The 15,008-nt window shown below is 61.0% G+C and carries 11 protein-coding genes and 1 tRNA gene; 5 read left to right on the top strand and 7 right to left on the bottom strand.

Going from position 1 to position 15,008, the window contains the following annotated elements; genetic code table 11:
- Nucleotides 1-107: 107 nt before the first annotated feature.
- Both QRN20_RS12285 and QRN20_RS12280 read right to left on the bottom strand, forming a co-directional pair.
- Entirely contained in the window at nt 108-854 is a 747-nt protein-coding gene (locus QRN20_RS12285; protein ID WP_235160895.1) for a tyrosine-type recombinase/integrase, read from the bottom strand.
- A gap of 105 nt (nt 855-959) precedes the next feature.
- Nucleotides 960-1,036: transfer RNA gene (locus tag QRN20_RS12280), tRNA-Arg, on the bottom strand.
- Between the two features lie 343 nt (nt 1,037-1,379).
- On the opposite strand from QRN20_RS12280, the gene gabD reads away from it, so the two are divergent.
- The 4 genes from gabD (at nt 1,380) to QRN20_RS12260 (ending at nt 6,711) form a co-directional block, all read left to right on the top strand.
- The gene (gene gabD / locus QRN20_RS12275; RefSeq protein ID WP_004880425.1) at nt 1,380-2,822 is read left to right on the top strand and encodes an NADP-dependent succinate-semialdehyde dehydrogenase; all 1,443 of its coding nucleotides are present in this window, start codon (nt 1,380-1,382) and stop codon (nt 2,820-2,822) included.
- 189 nt (nt 2,823-3,011) lie between these two features.
- Nucleotides 3,012-4,292 carry a 4-aminobutyrate--2-oxoglutarate transaminase gene (gene gabT / locus QRN20_RS12270; RefSeq protein WP_285360449.1) on the top strand — a complete coding sequence of 427 codons (1,281 nt, stop codon included), beginning with the start codon at nt 3,012-3,014 and terminating at the stop codon, nt 4,290-4,292.
- A 160-nt stretch (nt 4,293-4,452) separates the two neighbouring features.
- On the top strand, nt 4,453-5,841 hold the full coding sequence (locus tag QRN20_RS12265; protein WP_032650531.1) for an HDOD domain-containing protein: 1,389 nt from the start codon (nt 4,453-4,455) through the stop codon (nt 5,839-5,841).
- A 312-nt stretch (nt 5,842-6,153) separates the two neighbouring features.
- Nucleotides 6,154-6,711, top strand: a complete 558-nt coding sequence (locus tag QRN20_RS12260; RefSeq protein WP_029244312.1) for an HD domain-containing protein — start codon at nt 6,154-6,156, stop codon at nt 6,709-6,711.
- A 338-nt stretch (nt 6,712-7,049) separates the two neighbouring features.
- Here the strand turns inward: QRN20_RS12260 and cadR are convergent, their stop codons facing one another.
- The gene (gene cadR / locus QRN20_RS12255) at nt 7,050-7,496 is read right to left on the bottom strand and encodes a Cd(II)/Pb(II)-responsive transcriptional regulator (RefSeq protein ID WP_122433328.1); all 447 of its coding nucleotides are present in this window, start codon (nt 7,494-7,496) and stop codon (nt 7,050-7,052) included.
- An 84-nt stretch (nt 7,497-7,580) separates the two neighbouring features.
- On the opposite strand from cadR, the gene QRN20_RS12250 reads away from it, so the two are divergent.
- Nucleotides 7,581-9,818, top strand: coding sequence for a heavy metal translocating P-type ATPase (locus tag QRN20_RS12250; protein ID WP_032664417.1), 2,238 nt, complete (start codon nt 7,581-7,583; stop codon nt 9,816-9,818).
- A gap of 56 nt (nt 9,819-9,874) precedes the next feature.
- On the opposite strand, the gene hutG is transcribed toward QRN20_RS12250, so the two are convergent.
- The 4 genes from hutG to hutH all read right to left on the bottom strand — a co-directional run bounded on the left by hutG (nt 9,875) and on the right by hutH (nt 14,939).
- The gene (gene hutG, locus QRN20_RS12245) at nt 9,875-10,678 is read right to left on the bottom strand and encodes an N-formylglutamate deformylase (protein WP_285360446.1); all 804 of its coding nucleotides are present in this window, start codon (nt 10,676-10,678) and stop codon (nt 9,875-9,877) included.
- Between the two features lie 11 nt (nt 10,679-10,689).
- Nucleotides 10,690-11,895: an imidazolonepropionase gene (gene hutI, locus QRN20_RS12240; RefSeq protein WP_122863731.1), complete on the bottom strand. Its 1,206-nt coding sequence runs from the start codon at nt 11,893-11,895 to the stop codon at nt 10,690-10,692.
- Nucleotides 11,896-11,911: 16 nt separating this feature from the next.
- A complete protein-coding gene (locus tag QRN20_RS12235) occupies nt 11,912-13,288 on the bottom strand; it encodes an L-histidine transporter HutT (protein ID WP_069142751.1) in 1,377 nt (458 codons plus the stop codon).
- A gap of 103 nt (nt 13,289-13,391) precedes the next feature.
- The gene (hutH, locus tag QRN20_RS12230) at nt 13,392-14,939 is read right to left on the bottom strand and encodes a histidine ammonia-lyase (RefSeq protein ID WP_285360443.1); all 1,548 of its coding nucleotides are present in this window, start codon (nt 14,937-14,939) and stop codon (nt 13,392-13,394) included.
- Nucleotides 14,940-15,008: the final 69 nt, after the last annotated feature.

Genomic DNA, 15,008 nt, shown 5'->3' with positions numbered 1-15,008 from the left:
CGCTCCAGACCTCTCACAAACGCCTTCTTGAGAGCATCAGCCGTGGTGGGGAAGACTCGCCCGCACAGCGAGCGCGGTAAATCTTTGAGCAGCTGAATAGCCTTCGGTTAAAGCGGGGCGGTTCTGGGCAGTCCGTTCTTGGTTGCAGGAAGGTGCGCGGTCCTACGGTCCAAATTCACATGCATCCAGCGCAGCTCGAAAATCTCGCCACGGCGCATGGCTGTCTCGATAGCGAGTTGGACGATGGGCCGTATCCATGGGTTGTGCGAGGCGTCTGCATAGTTTCCATCAGCGCGGCGCTGCCGAAGCTCCAAAGCGCTGAGGATGTATTGCTCTTCTACTGGGTCGAGCCGTCGCGAGCGCTCATCGTTATAGCTAGGGCGGCTGACCATCCTGACCGGGTTTTCAGCAAGATGAATTCCCCACTCCCGCCGAGCGACCTCGATTACGCACTGAAACAAAGCCAGCTCACGCTTCACCGTATTGCCTTTGCGGATCTTCAGGCGTTCGTCGCGGTAACGGGCAAAGTCGAAAGAGGTGAGGGTGGCAACGATATGTGTCGCCAATGTATGACGCTTAAGAGCTTCCATGCGTTTGATTTCCGAGTATGCGCCTTTGTGCTTCGGAGCGATCTCGGAGATGTAGCGATCAATGAGTTGATGAAAGGCGGTGCGTTCAGCCTCGACGCGAGAGACAAAAATGCCTCGGTCGATTTCGCTTTCGATCATGCGTGCCCAGGCTTGGGCATCGGATTTGGTTTCGAAGGTTTTTCGCTGGGCTGGATAGCCCTTACGGCGAATTTGAGCTTCCCACTGATACTCGCCGCGATTCCTGATTGTTGCCATTTCGACCATTCCCGCCACACTTGAGTGTGGCAAAGTTGTGGCAGAAACGACTTTCAGGACTAGGACAGGTTTCTGGCAGTGAAGCTAACCCCTTGTTATACAAGGGATAGAAGATGGTGCACCAGGCGGGATTCGAACCCACGACCCCTGCCTTCGGAGGGCAGTACTCTATCCAGCTGAGCTACTGGTGCAACGCGGGCGCCATGATACTCATCTGATGGGCGGGCGTCCATGCTGGCGAGCGGCTGTTGTCGATTTCGCACGCTTTGCCCATCCCGCGCCTGCAAACCAGGCAAAACCTCCATTCCCACCGCTACACACCGTTCTTTTTTTCGAACAGACTATTGTCCTTTACCCCCGCAGTCCCTAGGATTCGTTTGAGATTTCAAACGCTCTTGTTCGGTCTTCGCGCTTTCTATACGCCGCGCATCGCTCAGGCCGATGGAATGTTTTCCCGGCGATGACTTCCAATTGGGGTGCATCGATATTCATTTGTTCGCTCCGCCCTTGTGCGGTGCTGTTTAGGAGGCCGACATGCAGCTCAAAGATTCCAAACTGTTCCGCCAGCAAGCCTACATCAACGGCCAGTGGCTGGATGCGGACGGTGGTCAGTCGATCAAGGTCAATAACCCTGCAACCAACGAGATTCTCGGGACTGTGCCGAAGATGGGCGCGGCCGAGACGCGTCGTGCGATTGAGGCGGCTGACAAGGCGCTGCCGGCCTGGCGTGCGTTGACCGCCAAGGAGCGGGGCAACAAGTTGCGTCGCTGGTTTGAGCTGATGATCGAGAACCAGGACGACCTGGGTCTGTTGATGACGCTGGAGCAGGGCAAGCCGCTGGCCGAGGCCAAGGGCGAGATTGCGTATGCCGCTTCCTTTATTGAATGGTTCGCGGAAGAAGCCAAGCGCGTCTACGGCGATGTGATTCCCGGCCACCAGCCGGACAAGCGTCTGATCGTGCTCAAGCAGCCGATTGGTGTGACGGCTGCGATTACGCCGTGGAACTTCCCGGCCGCGATGATCACCCGTAAAGCCGGTCCTGCGCTGGCAGCGGGTTGCACCATGGTGCTCAAGCCTGCGTCGCAAACCCCTTACTCCGCACTGGCGCTGGCTGAACTGGCCGAACGTGCGGGTATTCCGGCGGGCGTGTTCAGTGTGGTGACGGGCAGCGCGGGCGATATCGGCAGCGAGCTGACCGGCAACCCGATCGTGCGCAAGCTGTCCTTCACGGGCTCGACCGACATTGGTCGTCAGCTGATGGCCGAATGCGCCAAGGACATCAAGAAAGTCTCGCTGGAACTGGGCGGCAATGCGCCGTTCATCGTGTTCGATGATGCCGACCTGGATAAGGCGGTTGAAGGCGCGATGATCTCCAAGTACCGCAACAACGGTCAGACCTGCGTCTGCGCCAACCGCATCTATGTGCAGGACGCGGTGTACGACGCGTTCGCCGAGAAGCTCAAGGTTGCCGTGGGCAAGCTCAAGATCGGTAACGGTCTGGAAGAGGGCATCACCACCGGTCCGCTGATCGATGACAAGGCTGTGGCCAAGGTCAAGGAACACATTGCCGATGCCGTGAGCAAGGGCGCCAAGGTCTTGTCCGGTGGCAACAGCATGGAAGGCTCGTTCTTCGAGCCGACTATTCTGGTCAACGTGTCGAAAGATGCCGCCGTCGCGAAGGAAGAAACCTTCGGCCCGCTGGCGCCGCTGTTCCGCTTCAAGGATGAAGCCGAAGTGATCGAAATGGCCAACGACACCGAGTTCGGTCTGGCGTCGTACTTCTATGCTCAGAACATGAGCCGCGTGTTCCGTGTGGCCGAGGCGCTGGAGTACGGCATGGTGGGTATCAACACCGGCCTGATCTCCAACGAGCTGGCACCGTTCGGCGGTATCAAGTCCTCGGGCTTGGGCCGTGAAGGCTCCAAGTACGGCATCGAAGATTATCTGGAAATCAAATACCTCTGCCTGTCGGTCTGATCCAGACTGCCCAACCAGAGTTATTGCAGCCGATGGCGCGCGAGAGCGACGTGTCATCGGCTTTTGCTGCACCCGAAACTTATTGGTGGCCTGAAGGCTGCGACAGTCGATCATCGTATGCTGTTGCAACTGATCCAGCCCGCTTGATCCTTGAGCTACGCCGACCGATGAGCGGCGAATGAGGAATACATGAGCAAGACAAACGACTCTCTGATGCAACGCCGCCATGCTGCCGTCCCGCGTGGCGTGGGCCAGATTCATCCGATCTTCGCTGCTTCGGCGAAGAACGCCACCGTTACCGACGTTGAAGGTCGTGAGTTCATCGACTTCGCGGGCGGTATTGCGGTACTGAACACCGGTCACCTGCACCCGAAAATCGTTGCGGCTGTGCAGGAACAGCTGACCAAGCTGACGCACACCTGCTTCCAGGTGCTGGCTTACGAGCCGTATGTCGAGCTGTGCGAGAAGATCAACGCCAAGGTGCCGGGTGATTTCGAGAAGAAAACCCTGCTGGTCACCACCGGTTCCGAAGCGGTCGAAAACGCTGTGAAGATTGCCCGCGCTGCCACGGGTCGTGCTGGCGTGATCGCGTTCACCGGTGCTTACCACGGCCGCACCATGATGACCCTGGGTCTGACTGGCAAGGTCGTGCCGTACTCGGCCGGCATGGGCCTGATGCCCGGCGGTATCTTCCGTGCGCTGTACCCGTGCGAGCTGCATGGCGTGAGCGTTGACGATTCCATCGCCAGCATCGAGCGCATCTTCAAGAACGACGCCGAGCCGAAAGACATCGCCGCCATCATCATCGAGCCTGTGCAGGGCGAAGGTGGTTTTTACGTGGCGCCGAAAGCTTTCATGCTGCGTCTGCGCGAGCTGTGCGACAAGCACGGCATTCTGCTGATCGCTGACGAAGTGCAGACGGGCGCTGGCCGTACCGGCACTTTCTTCGCCATGGAGCAGATGGGCGTTGCGGCCGACCTGACCACTTTCGCCAAGTCCATTGCAGGCGGCTTCCCGCTGGCGGGCGTGTGCGGCAAGGCCGAGTACATGGATGCCATCGCGCCCGGCGGTCTGGGCGGCACCTACGCCGGTAGCCCGGTGGCCTGTGCGGCGGCGCTGGCGGTGCTGGATATCTTCGAAGAAGAGAACCTGCTGGAGCGTTGCAAGTTGGTCGGCGAGCGTCTGGTCACTGGCCTGAAAGCCATCCAGGCCAAGCACCCGGTCATCGGCGAAGTCCGTGCGCTGGGCGCGATGATTGCGCTGGAGCTGTTCGAAGACGGCGATTCGCACAAGCCGAACGCGGCGGCCGTGGCTCAGGTTGTGGCCAAGGCACGTGACAAGGGCCTGATCCTGCTGTCGTGCGGCACTTACGGCAACGTCCTGCGCGTGCTGGTCCCGCTGACTGCCGAAGACGAACTGCTGACCAAAGGTCTGGCCATTCTCGAAGAGTGTTTCGCTGAAATTGCCTGATCCACTGTGCGGTCACGGATTGGTTGATTTGTGACCAAACAGACAAAAAAAGCCCGTTTCGACGGGTTTTTTTTGGTCTGAACGAAGGTATTTCACTGTTTTGGCTATATCCGGGCGAAGGCTTTGGCTAAGGTGAACGCATCGATGTCGGAGAGTCCTGATGACTGCTGTAGTTTTACCCGCGGTACCTCGCGTATTGATTGCTGAGTCTGATCCGTGGGTTCGCGAAACACTCAGCGAGCTGGTACTGAGTGTGCGTGGCGATATCGAACTGGAGATGTGCACCGACGGCAGGCAAGCCATCGAATGGATGAAGAAACACCTGCCGGATCTGGTCATCGCTGCGCGTGAACTGCCCGCCATCGATGGACTGAGTCTGTTGCGCGGCATTCGCAACCTGCGTCGTCAGCCGCCGATCCCGTTTATTCTGATCAGCAACCGCAGTGATGCGGCCAGCGTGCGTGAAGTCCTGCCGCTCGCGCCGACGGCGTATCTGACCAAACCCATCGATACCGTGGGCCTGAAGCAGCGTCTGGAAGGGCTGTTGCTGGGACGTCGTGCGGCTGCACCGGGTGATATGCCCGCGTTGACGCCGGGCCTGACGTTGATGAAGTTTCTGGAAAAGCGTCGCGACGTGGCTGATGGCGCGCCGCTGTTTGTTGACGTGCCCAACGCGATTCAACTGAGCCAGGGGGCGAGCGGTCTTGATGCGACGCTGCTGGAGCAGGAGTTGCGCAACGATCCGCACATTACGGCGGTGCTCATCGCGGCCGCGAATACGGCGGCTCAGCATTTGGGAAAGCCTGTGCAGACCCTGGGCGGCGCGATGGCGGTACTCGGCGCGCCGCAAACGGCGGCTATCGCCTCGGGTCTGGCCAAAAAGCGCATGGCGGTGCTGACCAGCGATGCGCTGTTGGCCAAGGCCAGTCAGTTCTGGACCCTGTCGCAACGCACAGCGGATTACGCTCGGATTCTGGGCGGCATGCTGGAGCTAGATGTCGAGCGCTGTTTCTGCGCCGGGATGCTGCAATCGCTGGGCGATCTGGCGGTGCTGGGCTGTCTGCAGGAATGGCTGCTGGCGGGCGGTGAGCTGAATGAACAGGCCATCGATCAGGCGCTGGAGCAGTATTCGGCCTCCTTCGGGTCTGCACTGCGCACCCGCTGGCGCCTGCCACTGGAACTGCGCGAGCTGATCGCGGCGGTGTATCAGTACAACACCGGCATCTACAAGCGTGAGGTGCTGGCAATGAACCTCGCAGGGCAGATGGCGCAGTTGGGCGAGGAAGAAAGCGTCACCCAGTTGCTCAAGACCAAATCGGCCAAGCTGTTGAAGCTGAGCGTCGGGGATCTGCAGCGTTTGCGTAAGAAACTGACGGGCGTGACCGATCCGAGTCTGCTGGCACCTTTGGTGGTGGAGCCTGAGGAGGGTGAGGAAGAGGGTGTTGAGGACGACGGGCCTGATCTTCTGGACCTGACACCTGAACCTCCAGCGGCTGAAGAGCCGGAGGCTGAGTCCGAGCCGACGATCGAGGATGTGCCGAAGGGCTAATGTACGTGGCGTACTGCTGGATGAAAGCAAGATCCAGAGCAAGCTCACTCTTATCAATACAACACGTAATCTGCTGGATAGACACTTTTCGTGGGAGCGGACCGGGCGGCGTTCCGTTTGTCCGCGAATGCTGCACTTCGTCCACTGCATCTTCATCGGATGTACTGGCCTTTTCGCGGACAAGTCCGCTCCCACCAGGTTTGCTGCGCGACAGCGCTACGTCGAAGACGTTGTGGTGCTTCCCCCCAGTCCCTATCACCGCGAAGATTCAAGCTGTTGTCAGCCAGACCCCGTCAGCAAAGGAACCATCTGATGCCTACCCTCGATCTGCAACATCTCTATAACAAAGCCTGGTTGTTCGCCTCCCACGCTCATGTCGGGCAGACGATGACCAGCTCGGATCTGCCTTACACCACCCACGTGGCGATGGTGGCCAATGAGCTGATCTTCGCCCATCGCGAAGAGCCCGTCGGTGCATTCGAGATTGCCCTGCCTGCCGCGCTGTTGCATGACGTGGTGGAAGACACCGATGTGACGACAGCGCAGTTGGCGGAGGCGTTTGGTGCCGAGGTTGCATCAACGGTTGCGTGCCTGAGCAAGAACCTGATCGTGCCGTTTTCCGAGGAGCGTTATTTTCAGGGTATTGCCGAACACTCCCGTGAAGCGGCAGCGGTCAAGCTGTGTGACCGCATCACCAACCTGCAGTCAGCGCCTGCCAAATGGACACACGCCAAGCGGGCGTCCTACCTGGTCGAGTCCGAGCAGATCCTGAATGCGTTGGGTCATGCGAACGGCTACCTCAGGCAGCGGCTCAGCGACACCATGGTGCGTTATCAGGTCCTGTATGTGGATGGCTTTGAGGCTGTGTGACAGCCAGGATCGGGCTGCATGCCGACGCGGAACATCGGCACGATCAGATCACGCACGCAGCCTCAACACTGATCGTGCCCATCGCTCCGCGTGGGCATGCGTCCCGTGACGCTCCGCGTCACAAATGGCACAGACTGAGTGTTCAGTTAGCCGAGCGCATGACGTGGATAACGCTGGAGCTTGGACTAGCATCTGCGCCACATTTGAGAGCGGACGCGGAGCGTCCTGGGAGGCATTCCCACGCAGAGCGTAGGAACGATCATCATCGTATTCGTCCAAGAGGACTTGTGTATAACGATGAGCGCGGAGCATCGGCACGATACATCACGCATGCAGCCTCAATGACTGTGACTGCGCCCCACATGGGAGGGCTCGCCTTCGGGTGAGGCGACGGCGCCGGTCACTTCCAGTCTTTCCAGAATCGCGCAGTGATCAGCCTCGCCGCTGCCGCAACGTTGGCGCAGGTCGAGCAGTTGTTGCTGCAGCGCCTGAAGGCTGGCGACGCGGGCATTGACGTGTTCGATGTGCTCGTCGATCAGCGCATTGACGCTTTCGCACTGGTCCTGCGGGCTGTCACGCAGACTCAGCAGACTGCGAATCTCTTCCAGCGTCATGTCCAGGCTGCGGCAGTTGCGGATGAACGACAGCCGCTCCACATGAGCCTGGGTGTACAGCCGGTAGTTGCTATCGCTGCGTGCGGGGGCGGGCAGCAGGCCTTCGCGTTCGTAATAACGGACCGTTTCGACCTGCGTATCCGTCAACTTTGCCAGTTCACCGATCTTCATGGGCTGCTTCTCGTTTTAGCGCTTGACCCTATAGTGGCTACAGGGTGTTCACTTGGCAACAAGCAGAATCCAGGAGCGCGCCAAATGGGCCCGATCAGCAAAGTTACCCCGACACACGGTCATGACGAGCACGAAGAGGTGCACGCAGAGCATGCGCATTCGTGTTGCTCCAGCAAGGCAGCGCCTGCCGTCGTGACGCTCGATAACGCTACATCAGCCGATGCGCGTTTGAGCAGTTTCCGTATCGAGGCGATGGACTGCCCGACCGAGCAGACCCTGATCCAGAACAAGCTGGGCAAGCTGGCGGGCGTGCAGAAACTGGAGTTCAACCTGATCAATCGCATCCTCGGCGTCTGGCATGACCTGCCGTCGACCGATCCGATCCGCGAGGCCATCGGTTCGCTGGGCATGCAGGCCGATCTGATCGAAGAGGGCGCCGATTCAAACGCCGCCGCTGCACCTGCGCCGAAGAAACACTGGTGGCCGCTGGCGCTGTCCGGCGTCGCTGCGTTGGCTGCGGAAGTGGTGCACTTTGCTTCGCTGGGCCCGACTTGGGTTGTCGCACTGCTGGCGCTGGTGTCGATCTTCAGTTGCGGCCTCACGACCTACAAGAAAGGCTGGATTGCGCTCAAGAACTTCAACCTGAACATCAATGCGTTGATGAGCATCGCCGTGACCGGCGCTGTGCTGATCGGCCAATGGCCTGAGGCGGCGATGGTGATGTTCCTGTTCACCGTGGCCGAGCTCATTGAAGCCAAGTCGCTGGACCGTGCACGTAATGCGATCAGCGGCCTGATGCAGTTGACGCCGGAGCTGGCAACAGTTCGTCAGGCAGACGGAAGCTGGCTTGAAGTAGAAGCGAAAAAGGTCGAGTTGGAAGCAATCGTGCGGGTAAAGCCGGGCGAGCGCATTGCGCTGGACGGTGAAGTCGTGTCCGGGCAATCGACCATTGATCAGGCCTCGATTACCGGCGAAAGCCTGCCGGTCGAGAAGGCGGTCGGCGACAAGGTGTTTGCGGGCACGATCAATCAGGCGGGCTCGCTGGAGTACCGCGTCACGGCGGCGGCGAACAACTCGACGCTGGCGCGGATCATCCACGCAGTAGAAGCCGCTCAGGGTTCGCGTGCGCCGACTCAGCGCTTCGTTGACAGCTTCTCGCGCATCTACACGCCAGTGGTGTTTGTCGTGGCATTGGCGGTTGCGCTGGTGGCTCCGCTGTTCTTTGGCGGTGCCTGGTTCGACTGGGTCTACCGCGCGCTGGTGCTGCTGGTTGTCGCGTGTCCGTGTGCGCTGGTGATCTCTACGCCTGTGACCATTGTCAGTGGCCTGGCGGCTGCGGCGCGTAAAGGCATCCTGATCAAGGGCGGTGTGTATCTGGAAATGGGCGAGAAGCTGGATTACCTGGCGCTCGACAAGACCGGCACCCTGACGCACGGCAAGCCGGTGCAGACCGACTACGTGGCGTTGCACGCTGATGCAGCCGACACCGCGCCTGCCATCGCTGCCAGCCTTGCGGGTCGCTCGGATCATCCGGTTTCCCAGGCCATTGCCAAGGCGGCCGACGCGGGTGCTGCCGTGCATGAGGTGGTGAACTTCGAAGCGCTGGGCGGGCGCGGTGTGAAGGGCGAGATCAATGGTCGCCTGTATCACCTGGGCAATCATCGTCTGGTGGAAGAACTGGGGCTGTGCTCGCCTGAACTGGAAGCACGTCTGGACGCACTGGAAATGCAGGGCAAGAGCGTGGTGCTGCTGCTCGACTCAACCGGTCCGCTGGCACTGTTTGCAGTGGCCGACACGGTCAAGGATACCAGTCGTCAGGCCATCGCCGAGTTGCATGAGCTGGGCATCAAGACGCTGATGCTGACCGGCGACAACCCGCACACCGCCAAGGCGATTGCCGATCAGGTGGGGATCGATCAGGCGCAGGGCAACCTGCTTCCTGCGGACAAGCTGGCGGCGATTGAAGGGCTGTATGCGCAGAACCACCGCGTCGGGATGGTCGGCGACGGCATCAACGATGCGCCTGCGCTGGCACGCTCCGAGATCGGTTTCGCGATGGCGGCGGCGGGGACTGATACAGCGATCGAGACGGCGGATGTTGCGCTGATGGACGACGATCTTCGCAAGATTCCCGCTTTTATCCGCCTGTCGCGCAGGACCTCGGCGGTGCTCAAGCAGAACATCGTGCTGGCGATTGTCACCAAGGTGCTGTTCATCGGCATCACCTTCGCCGGACTGGCGACCATGTGGATGGCGGTGTTCGCCGACATGGGCGTGAGTTTGCTGGTGGTGTTCAACGGGTTGCGGTTGCTCAAGAAGTGAGCAACTTCCGAACCTGATCATGCCCATGCTCTGCGTCACACCGCGGAGCGAGTGTGCTACCGACCAAACCGCTTCTGGCCCCAGGCGATGAGTGTTTCGAGCAGTGGCCTGAGGACGTTGCGGGTCGGTTCGGCCAGGTCCGGGCGGTAGTGGAAGGGGGCGAATTCTTCCATGTAGGTGCTTTGCGCCAGTTCCAGCTGCACGGCGTGGATGTTGTTCGCCGGGTCGCCGTAATGGCGGGTGATGTGGCCGCCCTTGAAGCGGCCGTTCAGCACGTGGCTGTAATCCTTGGCAGATGCACAGACCTGTTCCAGCCTGCTGGCCAGTTCCGCGTCGCAGCTGGCGCCGTTGAAGGTGCCGAGGTTGAAGTCCGGCAGGCGACCATCGAACAGGTGCGGGACGTGGCCGCGAATCGAGTGTGCATCGAACAGCAGCGCGTAGCCGAACTCGTCGCGCAACCGTTGCAGTTCCTGCTCCAGCGTCTGGTGATACGGCGTCCAGATCTGCTTCAGGTACTTCGCTTGCTCTTCAGGCCCCGGCGTTTGTCCTTCCTTGAACAGCGGCACGCCGTCGAACAGGATCGATGGAAACAGCCCTGTGGTCGCACCGGCGTACATCGGCTTGTCGTCGGACGGGCGATTCAGGTCGATGACGAAACGCGAATACTCGGCCGCCAGGGTGCTGGCACCCAGTTCGGCAGCGAAGTCGTACAGACGCGGAATGTGCCAGTCGGTGTCGGGCAGGCTCAGCGCTTCGTCCACCAGCCCGGCTTCCACTGCGGGCGTGAGCTTGAGGCCCGCGTGGGGCATGCTGATGAGCAGCGGAAGTCGGCCGCGAGTGAATGTCAGAACGTTGTCCACAATCTTCTCCTTTAAACCAGTGATTCGACACCATGACGCACGACGCGTTTGTCCAGATCGCCGCCCAGCCAATACGCCAGATCAGCCGGTCGCTCGATGTCCCAGGCGACGAAATCCGCCGTCTTGCCGACTTCCAGCGAACCGTGTGTATCGCCCATGCCCAGCGCCTTGGCGGCGTTGAGTGTGACGCCTGCCAGTGCCTCTTCAGGCGTCATGCGAAACAGCGTGCAGGCCATGTTGAGCATCAGGCGCAGCGACAGGCCGGGCGAGGTGCCGGGGTTCATGTCGGTGGAAATCGCGATGGGCACGCCGTGCTTGCGCAGCGCATCCATCGGCGGCAGTTGCGTCTCGCGCAGGAAGTAGTAGGCGCCCGGCAGCAGCACGGCGACGGTGCCCGACGCGGCCATGGCGATGACGTCGTCTTCGGTTATGAACTCCAGATGGTCCGCCGACAGGGCCTTGTAGCGCGCCGCCAGACTTGAGCCGCCCAGCGACGAGAGCTGTTCGGCGTGCAGCTTCACTGGCAGGCCGAGCTGGCCGGCGGTGATGAACACCTGCTCGACCTGCGCCGGGGAAAACGCTAGGTACTCACAGAACGCGTCCACCGCATCCACCAGCCCTTCGGCGGCCAGCGCCGGGAGCATTTCGTTGCAGATGTGGTGGATGTAGTCGTCGGCGCGGTCGGCGTATTCAGGCGGCAGCGCGTGGGCGGCCAGGCAAGTGCTGCGCACGGTGACCGGCTGGGTGTTGCCGAGGCGACGGATCACGCGCAGCAATTTGCGTTCGTTTTCCAGATCCAGCCCGTAACCGGACTTCATCTCGACGGTGGTCACGCCATCCTTGAGCAGGTGCCGCAAGCGACGTTCGGCGCTGATGTACAGCTCGTCCTCGGTCGCAGCGCGGGTGGCGCGCACGGTGCTGGCGATGCCACCGCCTGCGGCTGCGATGTCGGCGTAGCTCACGCCTTGCAGCCGCTGCTCGAATTCGCCGCTGCGGTTGCCGCCGAACACGGTGTGGGTGTGACAGTCGATCAGACCGGGCGTGACCCACGCTCCGCCCAGATCGGTACAGTTTTCATAGTCCGTTTCCACCACCTGATCCAGAGGCCCGATCCATTCGATGTACGCTCCGGAAGTCACGATGGCGGCATCCTCGATGATCGAGTACGTGCCGTGTGCCATGGTTGCGATGTGACAGTTCTTCCAGAGCGTTTTCATCCAGGGCCTCCTCAGGCTAGGGGACAGATTTCAGCGATTTGGGTTTCACCCATAGACGGTAGGCGATGACCAGCAGCACGATCCAGATCGCGCCGACGATCAGCGCGGCGCGGTTGTCCGGGAAGTACCCCAGCACGCCGAAGATAAACAGCATGAAGACGATGGCGGCGGCTGGCGCGTACGGCCAGAACGGCACCGGAAATTTCAGCTCGGCGACTTCTTCGGCGCTCATGGCGCGGCGCATTGCGACCTGGGTCAGCAGGATCATCAGCCAGACCCAGACGGTGGCGAAGGTGGCCAGCGAAGCGATCAAAAGGAACACGTCTTTGGGGATCAGGTAGTTGAGCACCACACCGCCCAGCAGTGTCACGCCCATGACCACGACAGTCATCCACGGCACGCCTTGCCGCGACAGGTGGGCAAAGCTGGCCGGTGCCTGACCATCGCGCGCCAGCCCATACATCATGCGGCCTGCGCCGAAGATGTCGCTGTTGATGGCTGACACGGCAGCGGAAATCACCACGATGTTGAGAATGGTGGCGGCCGACGCGATGCCCAGATTGTCGAAAATCTGCACGAACGGGCTGCCCTGCGTGCCGATCTGTGGCCATGGATAAATGGACATCAGCACGAACAGTGTCAGTACGTAGAACAGCAGGATGCGCAGCGGTACGGCATTGATCGCACTCGGCAGCGAGCGTTGCGGGTCCTTGGCTTCACCGGCGGTAATCCCGATGACCTCGATGCCGCCGAAGGCAAACATCACCACGGCAAACGATGCGATCAGACCTGCGACGCCGTTGGGCATGAAACCGCCATGCGCCCACAGGTTGGCGATGCCGATCTCCGTGCCTGTGGTCGAGCTGCCGATGCCGAACAGCATGATGCCGAAGCCCGCCAGAATCATCGCGATGATCGCGCCGACCTTGAGCAGCGACAGCCAGAATTCGGTTTCGCCAAAGACTTTCACGTTGCACAGATTCAGCGCGGCGATCAGGAACACGATGCCCAGCACCCAGATCCAGCGCGGCACTTCCGGGAACCAGAAGCCCATGTAGATCCCGAATGCGGTGACGTCGGCGAGGCAGACGATGATCATCTCGAACGCGTAGGTCCAGCCCAGGACGAAGCCTGCCAGCGGGCCCAGATAGCGTGTGGCGTAATGGCTGAACGAACCGGCCACCGGATGGTGCACGGCCATTTCGCCCAGCGCACGCATGACCATGAATACCGCCGCGCCGCCGATCAGATAGGCCAGCAATACGGCGGGGCCTGCCTGTTGAATCGCCGAGGCCGAGCCGTAGAACAACCCTGTGCCGATGGCAGAGCCCAGGGCCATGAAGCGAATGTGGCGGGCGGATAACCCGCGTTTCAAACCATCTCGTGACGTCATTTCAGGTCCATTTCATTACTGGTATGGCTATAGCTGCGAGAACGCCTGCATCCGGCTCCCCGCAGCGATTGACCATGGCGAGCCCTGCCAGGCTCGCGGTGCATCACAGACTGGGTAGCAGACGTGCAGGAACCAAAGGGTTCAGGCAAGTGGAGGACAACAGCTGGCTGGCAGCTTCGATGTCCGGTGCGAAAAAGCGGTCTTTGTCGTAGGACGGGACCTTGCTGCGCAGCAGGGCACGGGCCTGCTCCAGTTTCGGAGAGGTTTTCAGGCCATTGCGCAGGTCCAGACCCTGACACGCAGCCAGCCATTCTACGGCAAGAATCCCGCGAACGTTTTCTGCCATTTCCCATAACCGCTTGCCGGCGGCTGGCGCCATCGACACATGGTCTTCCTGGTTGGCCGACGTCGGCAGGCTGTCGACGCTGTGCGGATGGGCCAGCGCCTTGTTTTCACTGGCCAGCGCGGCGGCAGTGACCTGGGCGATCATGAAGCCGGAATTGACTCCGCCGTTGGCCACCAGGAACGGCGGCAGTTGCGACATGTGCTTGTCCATCATCAACGAAATGCGGCGCTCACTGAGCGAGCCGATTTCTGCGATGGCCAGCGCCAGGTTGTCTGCCGCCATGGCGACCGGCTCAGCGTGGAAGTTGCCGCCGGAGATCACGTCGTTCTCGGCAGCGAACACCAGCGGGTTGTCGGACACGGCGTTGGCTTCGATTTCCAGCACTTCGGCAGCCTGACGCAACTGAGTCAGGCAGGCGCCCATGACCTGGGGCTGGCAGCGCAGCGAGTAGGGGTCCTGAACCTTGTCGCAGTTGCGGTGCGACTCGGACACTTCGCTGCTTTCACCCAGCAGGTCGCGGTAGCAGGCAGCGGAATCGATCTGTCCGCGCTGGCCACGTGCGGCATGGATGCGTGCGTCGAACGGCGAACGAGAACCCAGTACCGCCTCAACCGTGAGCGAACCGCAGGTCAGGGCGGCGGCGAACAGGTCTTCGCCTTCGAACAGGCCGCGCAGCGCGTAGGCGGTCGAAACCTGCGTGCCGTTGAGCAGCGCCAGACCTTCCTTGGCGGCCAGGGTCAGCGGCGTCAGGCCGGCGACTTTCAGGGCATCGACTGCATTGAGCCATTCGCCCTTGTAGCGCGCCTTGCCTTCACCCAGCAGCACCAGCGACATGTGCGCCAGCGGCGCGAGGTCACCGGATGCGCCCACCGAGCCCTTGAGCGGGATGTGCGGGTAGACCTCGGCATTGATCAGCGCAATCAGCGCGTCGATGACCACCCGACGAATCCCCGAAAAGCCCCGGCTCAGGCTGTTGACCTTGAGCACCATGATCACTCGCACCAGTTCATCACTGATCGGCTGGCCGACACCGGCGGCGTGGGACAGCACCAGCGAACGCTGCAGGTTCTCCAGGTCTTCACTGGCGATGCGCGTCGAGGCCAGCAGGCCGAAACCGGTGTTGATGCCATAAGCGGTGCGGTTCTCGGCCAGGATGCGCTCGACGCACACCACGCTGTCGTCGATCTGCTGATCAGCGCTGGCATCGAGCGTCAGGGTCACAGGCTGCTGATAAATGGCGCGCAATTGCGCCAGTGTCAGTTGGCCGGGAATCAGGTTGAAAGCGTGGGCAGATGAGGTGGTCACGATGCAGCTACTCCTTGATTGATGTCGGGCGTGCGCGCTTCTTGAACGCGCCGCCGTCGGCCCTGCGTG

Origin of the sequence: Pseudomonas sp. fls2-241-TYG-175 (genome assembly GCF_030209155.1) — a bacterium.
Classification (GTDB): domain Bacteria; phylum Pseudomonadota; class Gammaproteobacteria; order Pseudomonadales; family Pseudomonadaceae; genus Aquipseudomonas; species Aquipseudomonas viridiflava.
Note: the sequence above shows the minus strand (reverse complement) of the source record. Positions and strands in the feature narration are given on the sequence as shown.

What these genes read in the sequence shown, in the direction of transcription:
- QRN20_RS12285 (WP_235160895.1), bottom strand. Translation starts at nt 854, where the DNA reads ATGGTCGAAATGGCAACAATCAGGAATCGCGGCGAGTATCAGTGGGAA.
- gabD (WP_004880425.1), top strand. Translation starts at nt 1,380, where the DNA reads ATGCAGCTCAAAGATTCCAAACTGTTCCGCCAGCAAGCCTACATCAAC.
- gabT (WP_285360449.1), top strand. Translation starts at nt 3,012, where the DNA reads ATGAGCAAGACAAACGACTCTCTGATGCAACGCCGCCATGCTGCCGTC.
- QRN20_RS12265 (WP_032650531.1), top strand. Translation starts at nt 4,453, where the DNA reads ATGACTGCTGTAGTTTTACCCGCGGTACCTCGCGTATTGATTGCTGAG.
- QRN20_RS12260 (WP_029244312.1), top strand. Translation starts at nt 6,154, where the DNA reads ATGCCTACCCTCGATCTGCAACATCTCTATAACAAAGCCTGGTTGTTC.
- cadR (WP_122433328.1), bottom strand. Translation starts at nt 7,496, where the DNA reads ATGAAGATCGGTGAACTGGCAAAGTTGACGGATACGCAGGTCGAAACG.
- QRN20_RS12250 (WP_032664417.1), top strand. Translation starts at nt 7,581, where the DNA reads ATGGGCCCGATCAGCAAAGTTACCCCGACACACGGTCATGACGAGCAC.
- hutI (WP_122863731.1), bottom strand. Translation starts at nt 11,895, where the DNA reads ATGAAAACGCTCTGGAAGAACTGTCACATCGCAACCATGGCACACGGC.
- QRN20_RS12235 (WP_069142751.1), bottom strand. Translation starts at nt 13,288, where the DNA reads ATGACGTCACGAGATGGTTTGAAACGCGGGTTATCCGCCCGCCACATT.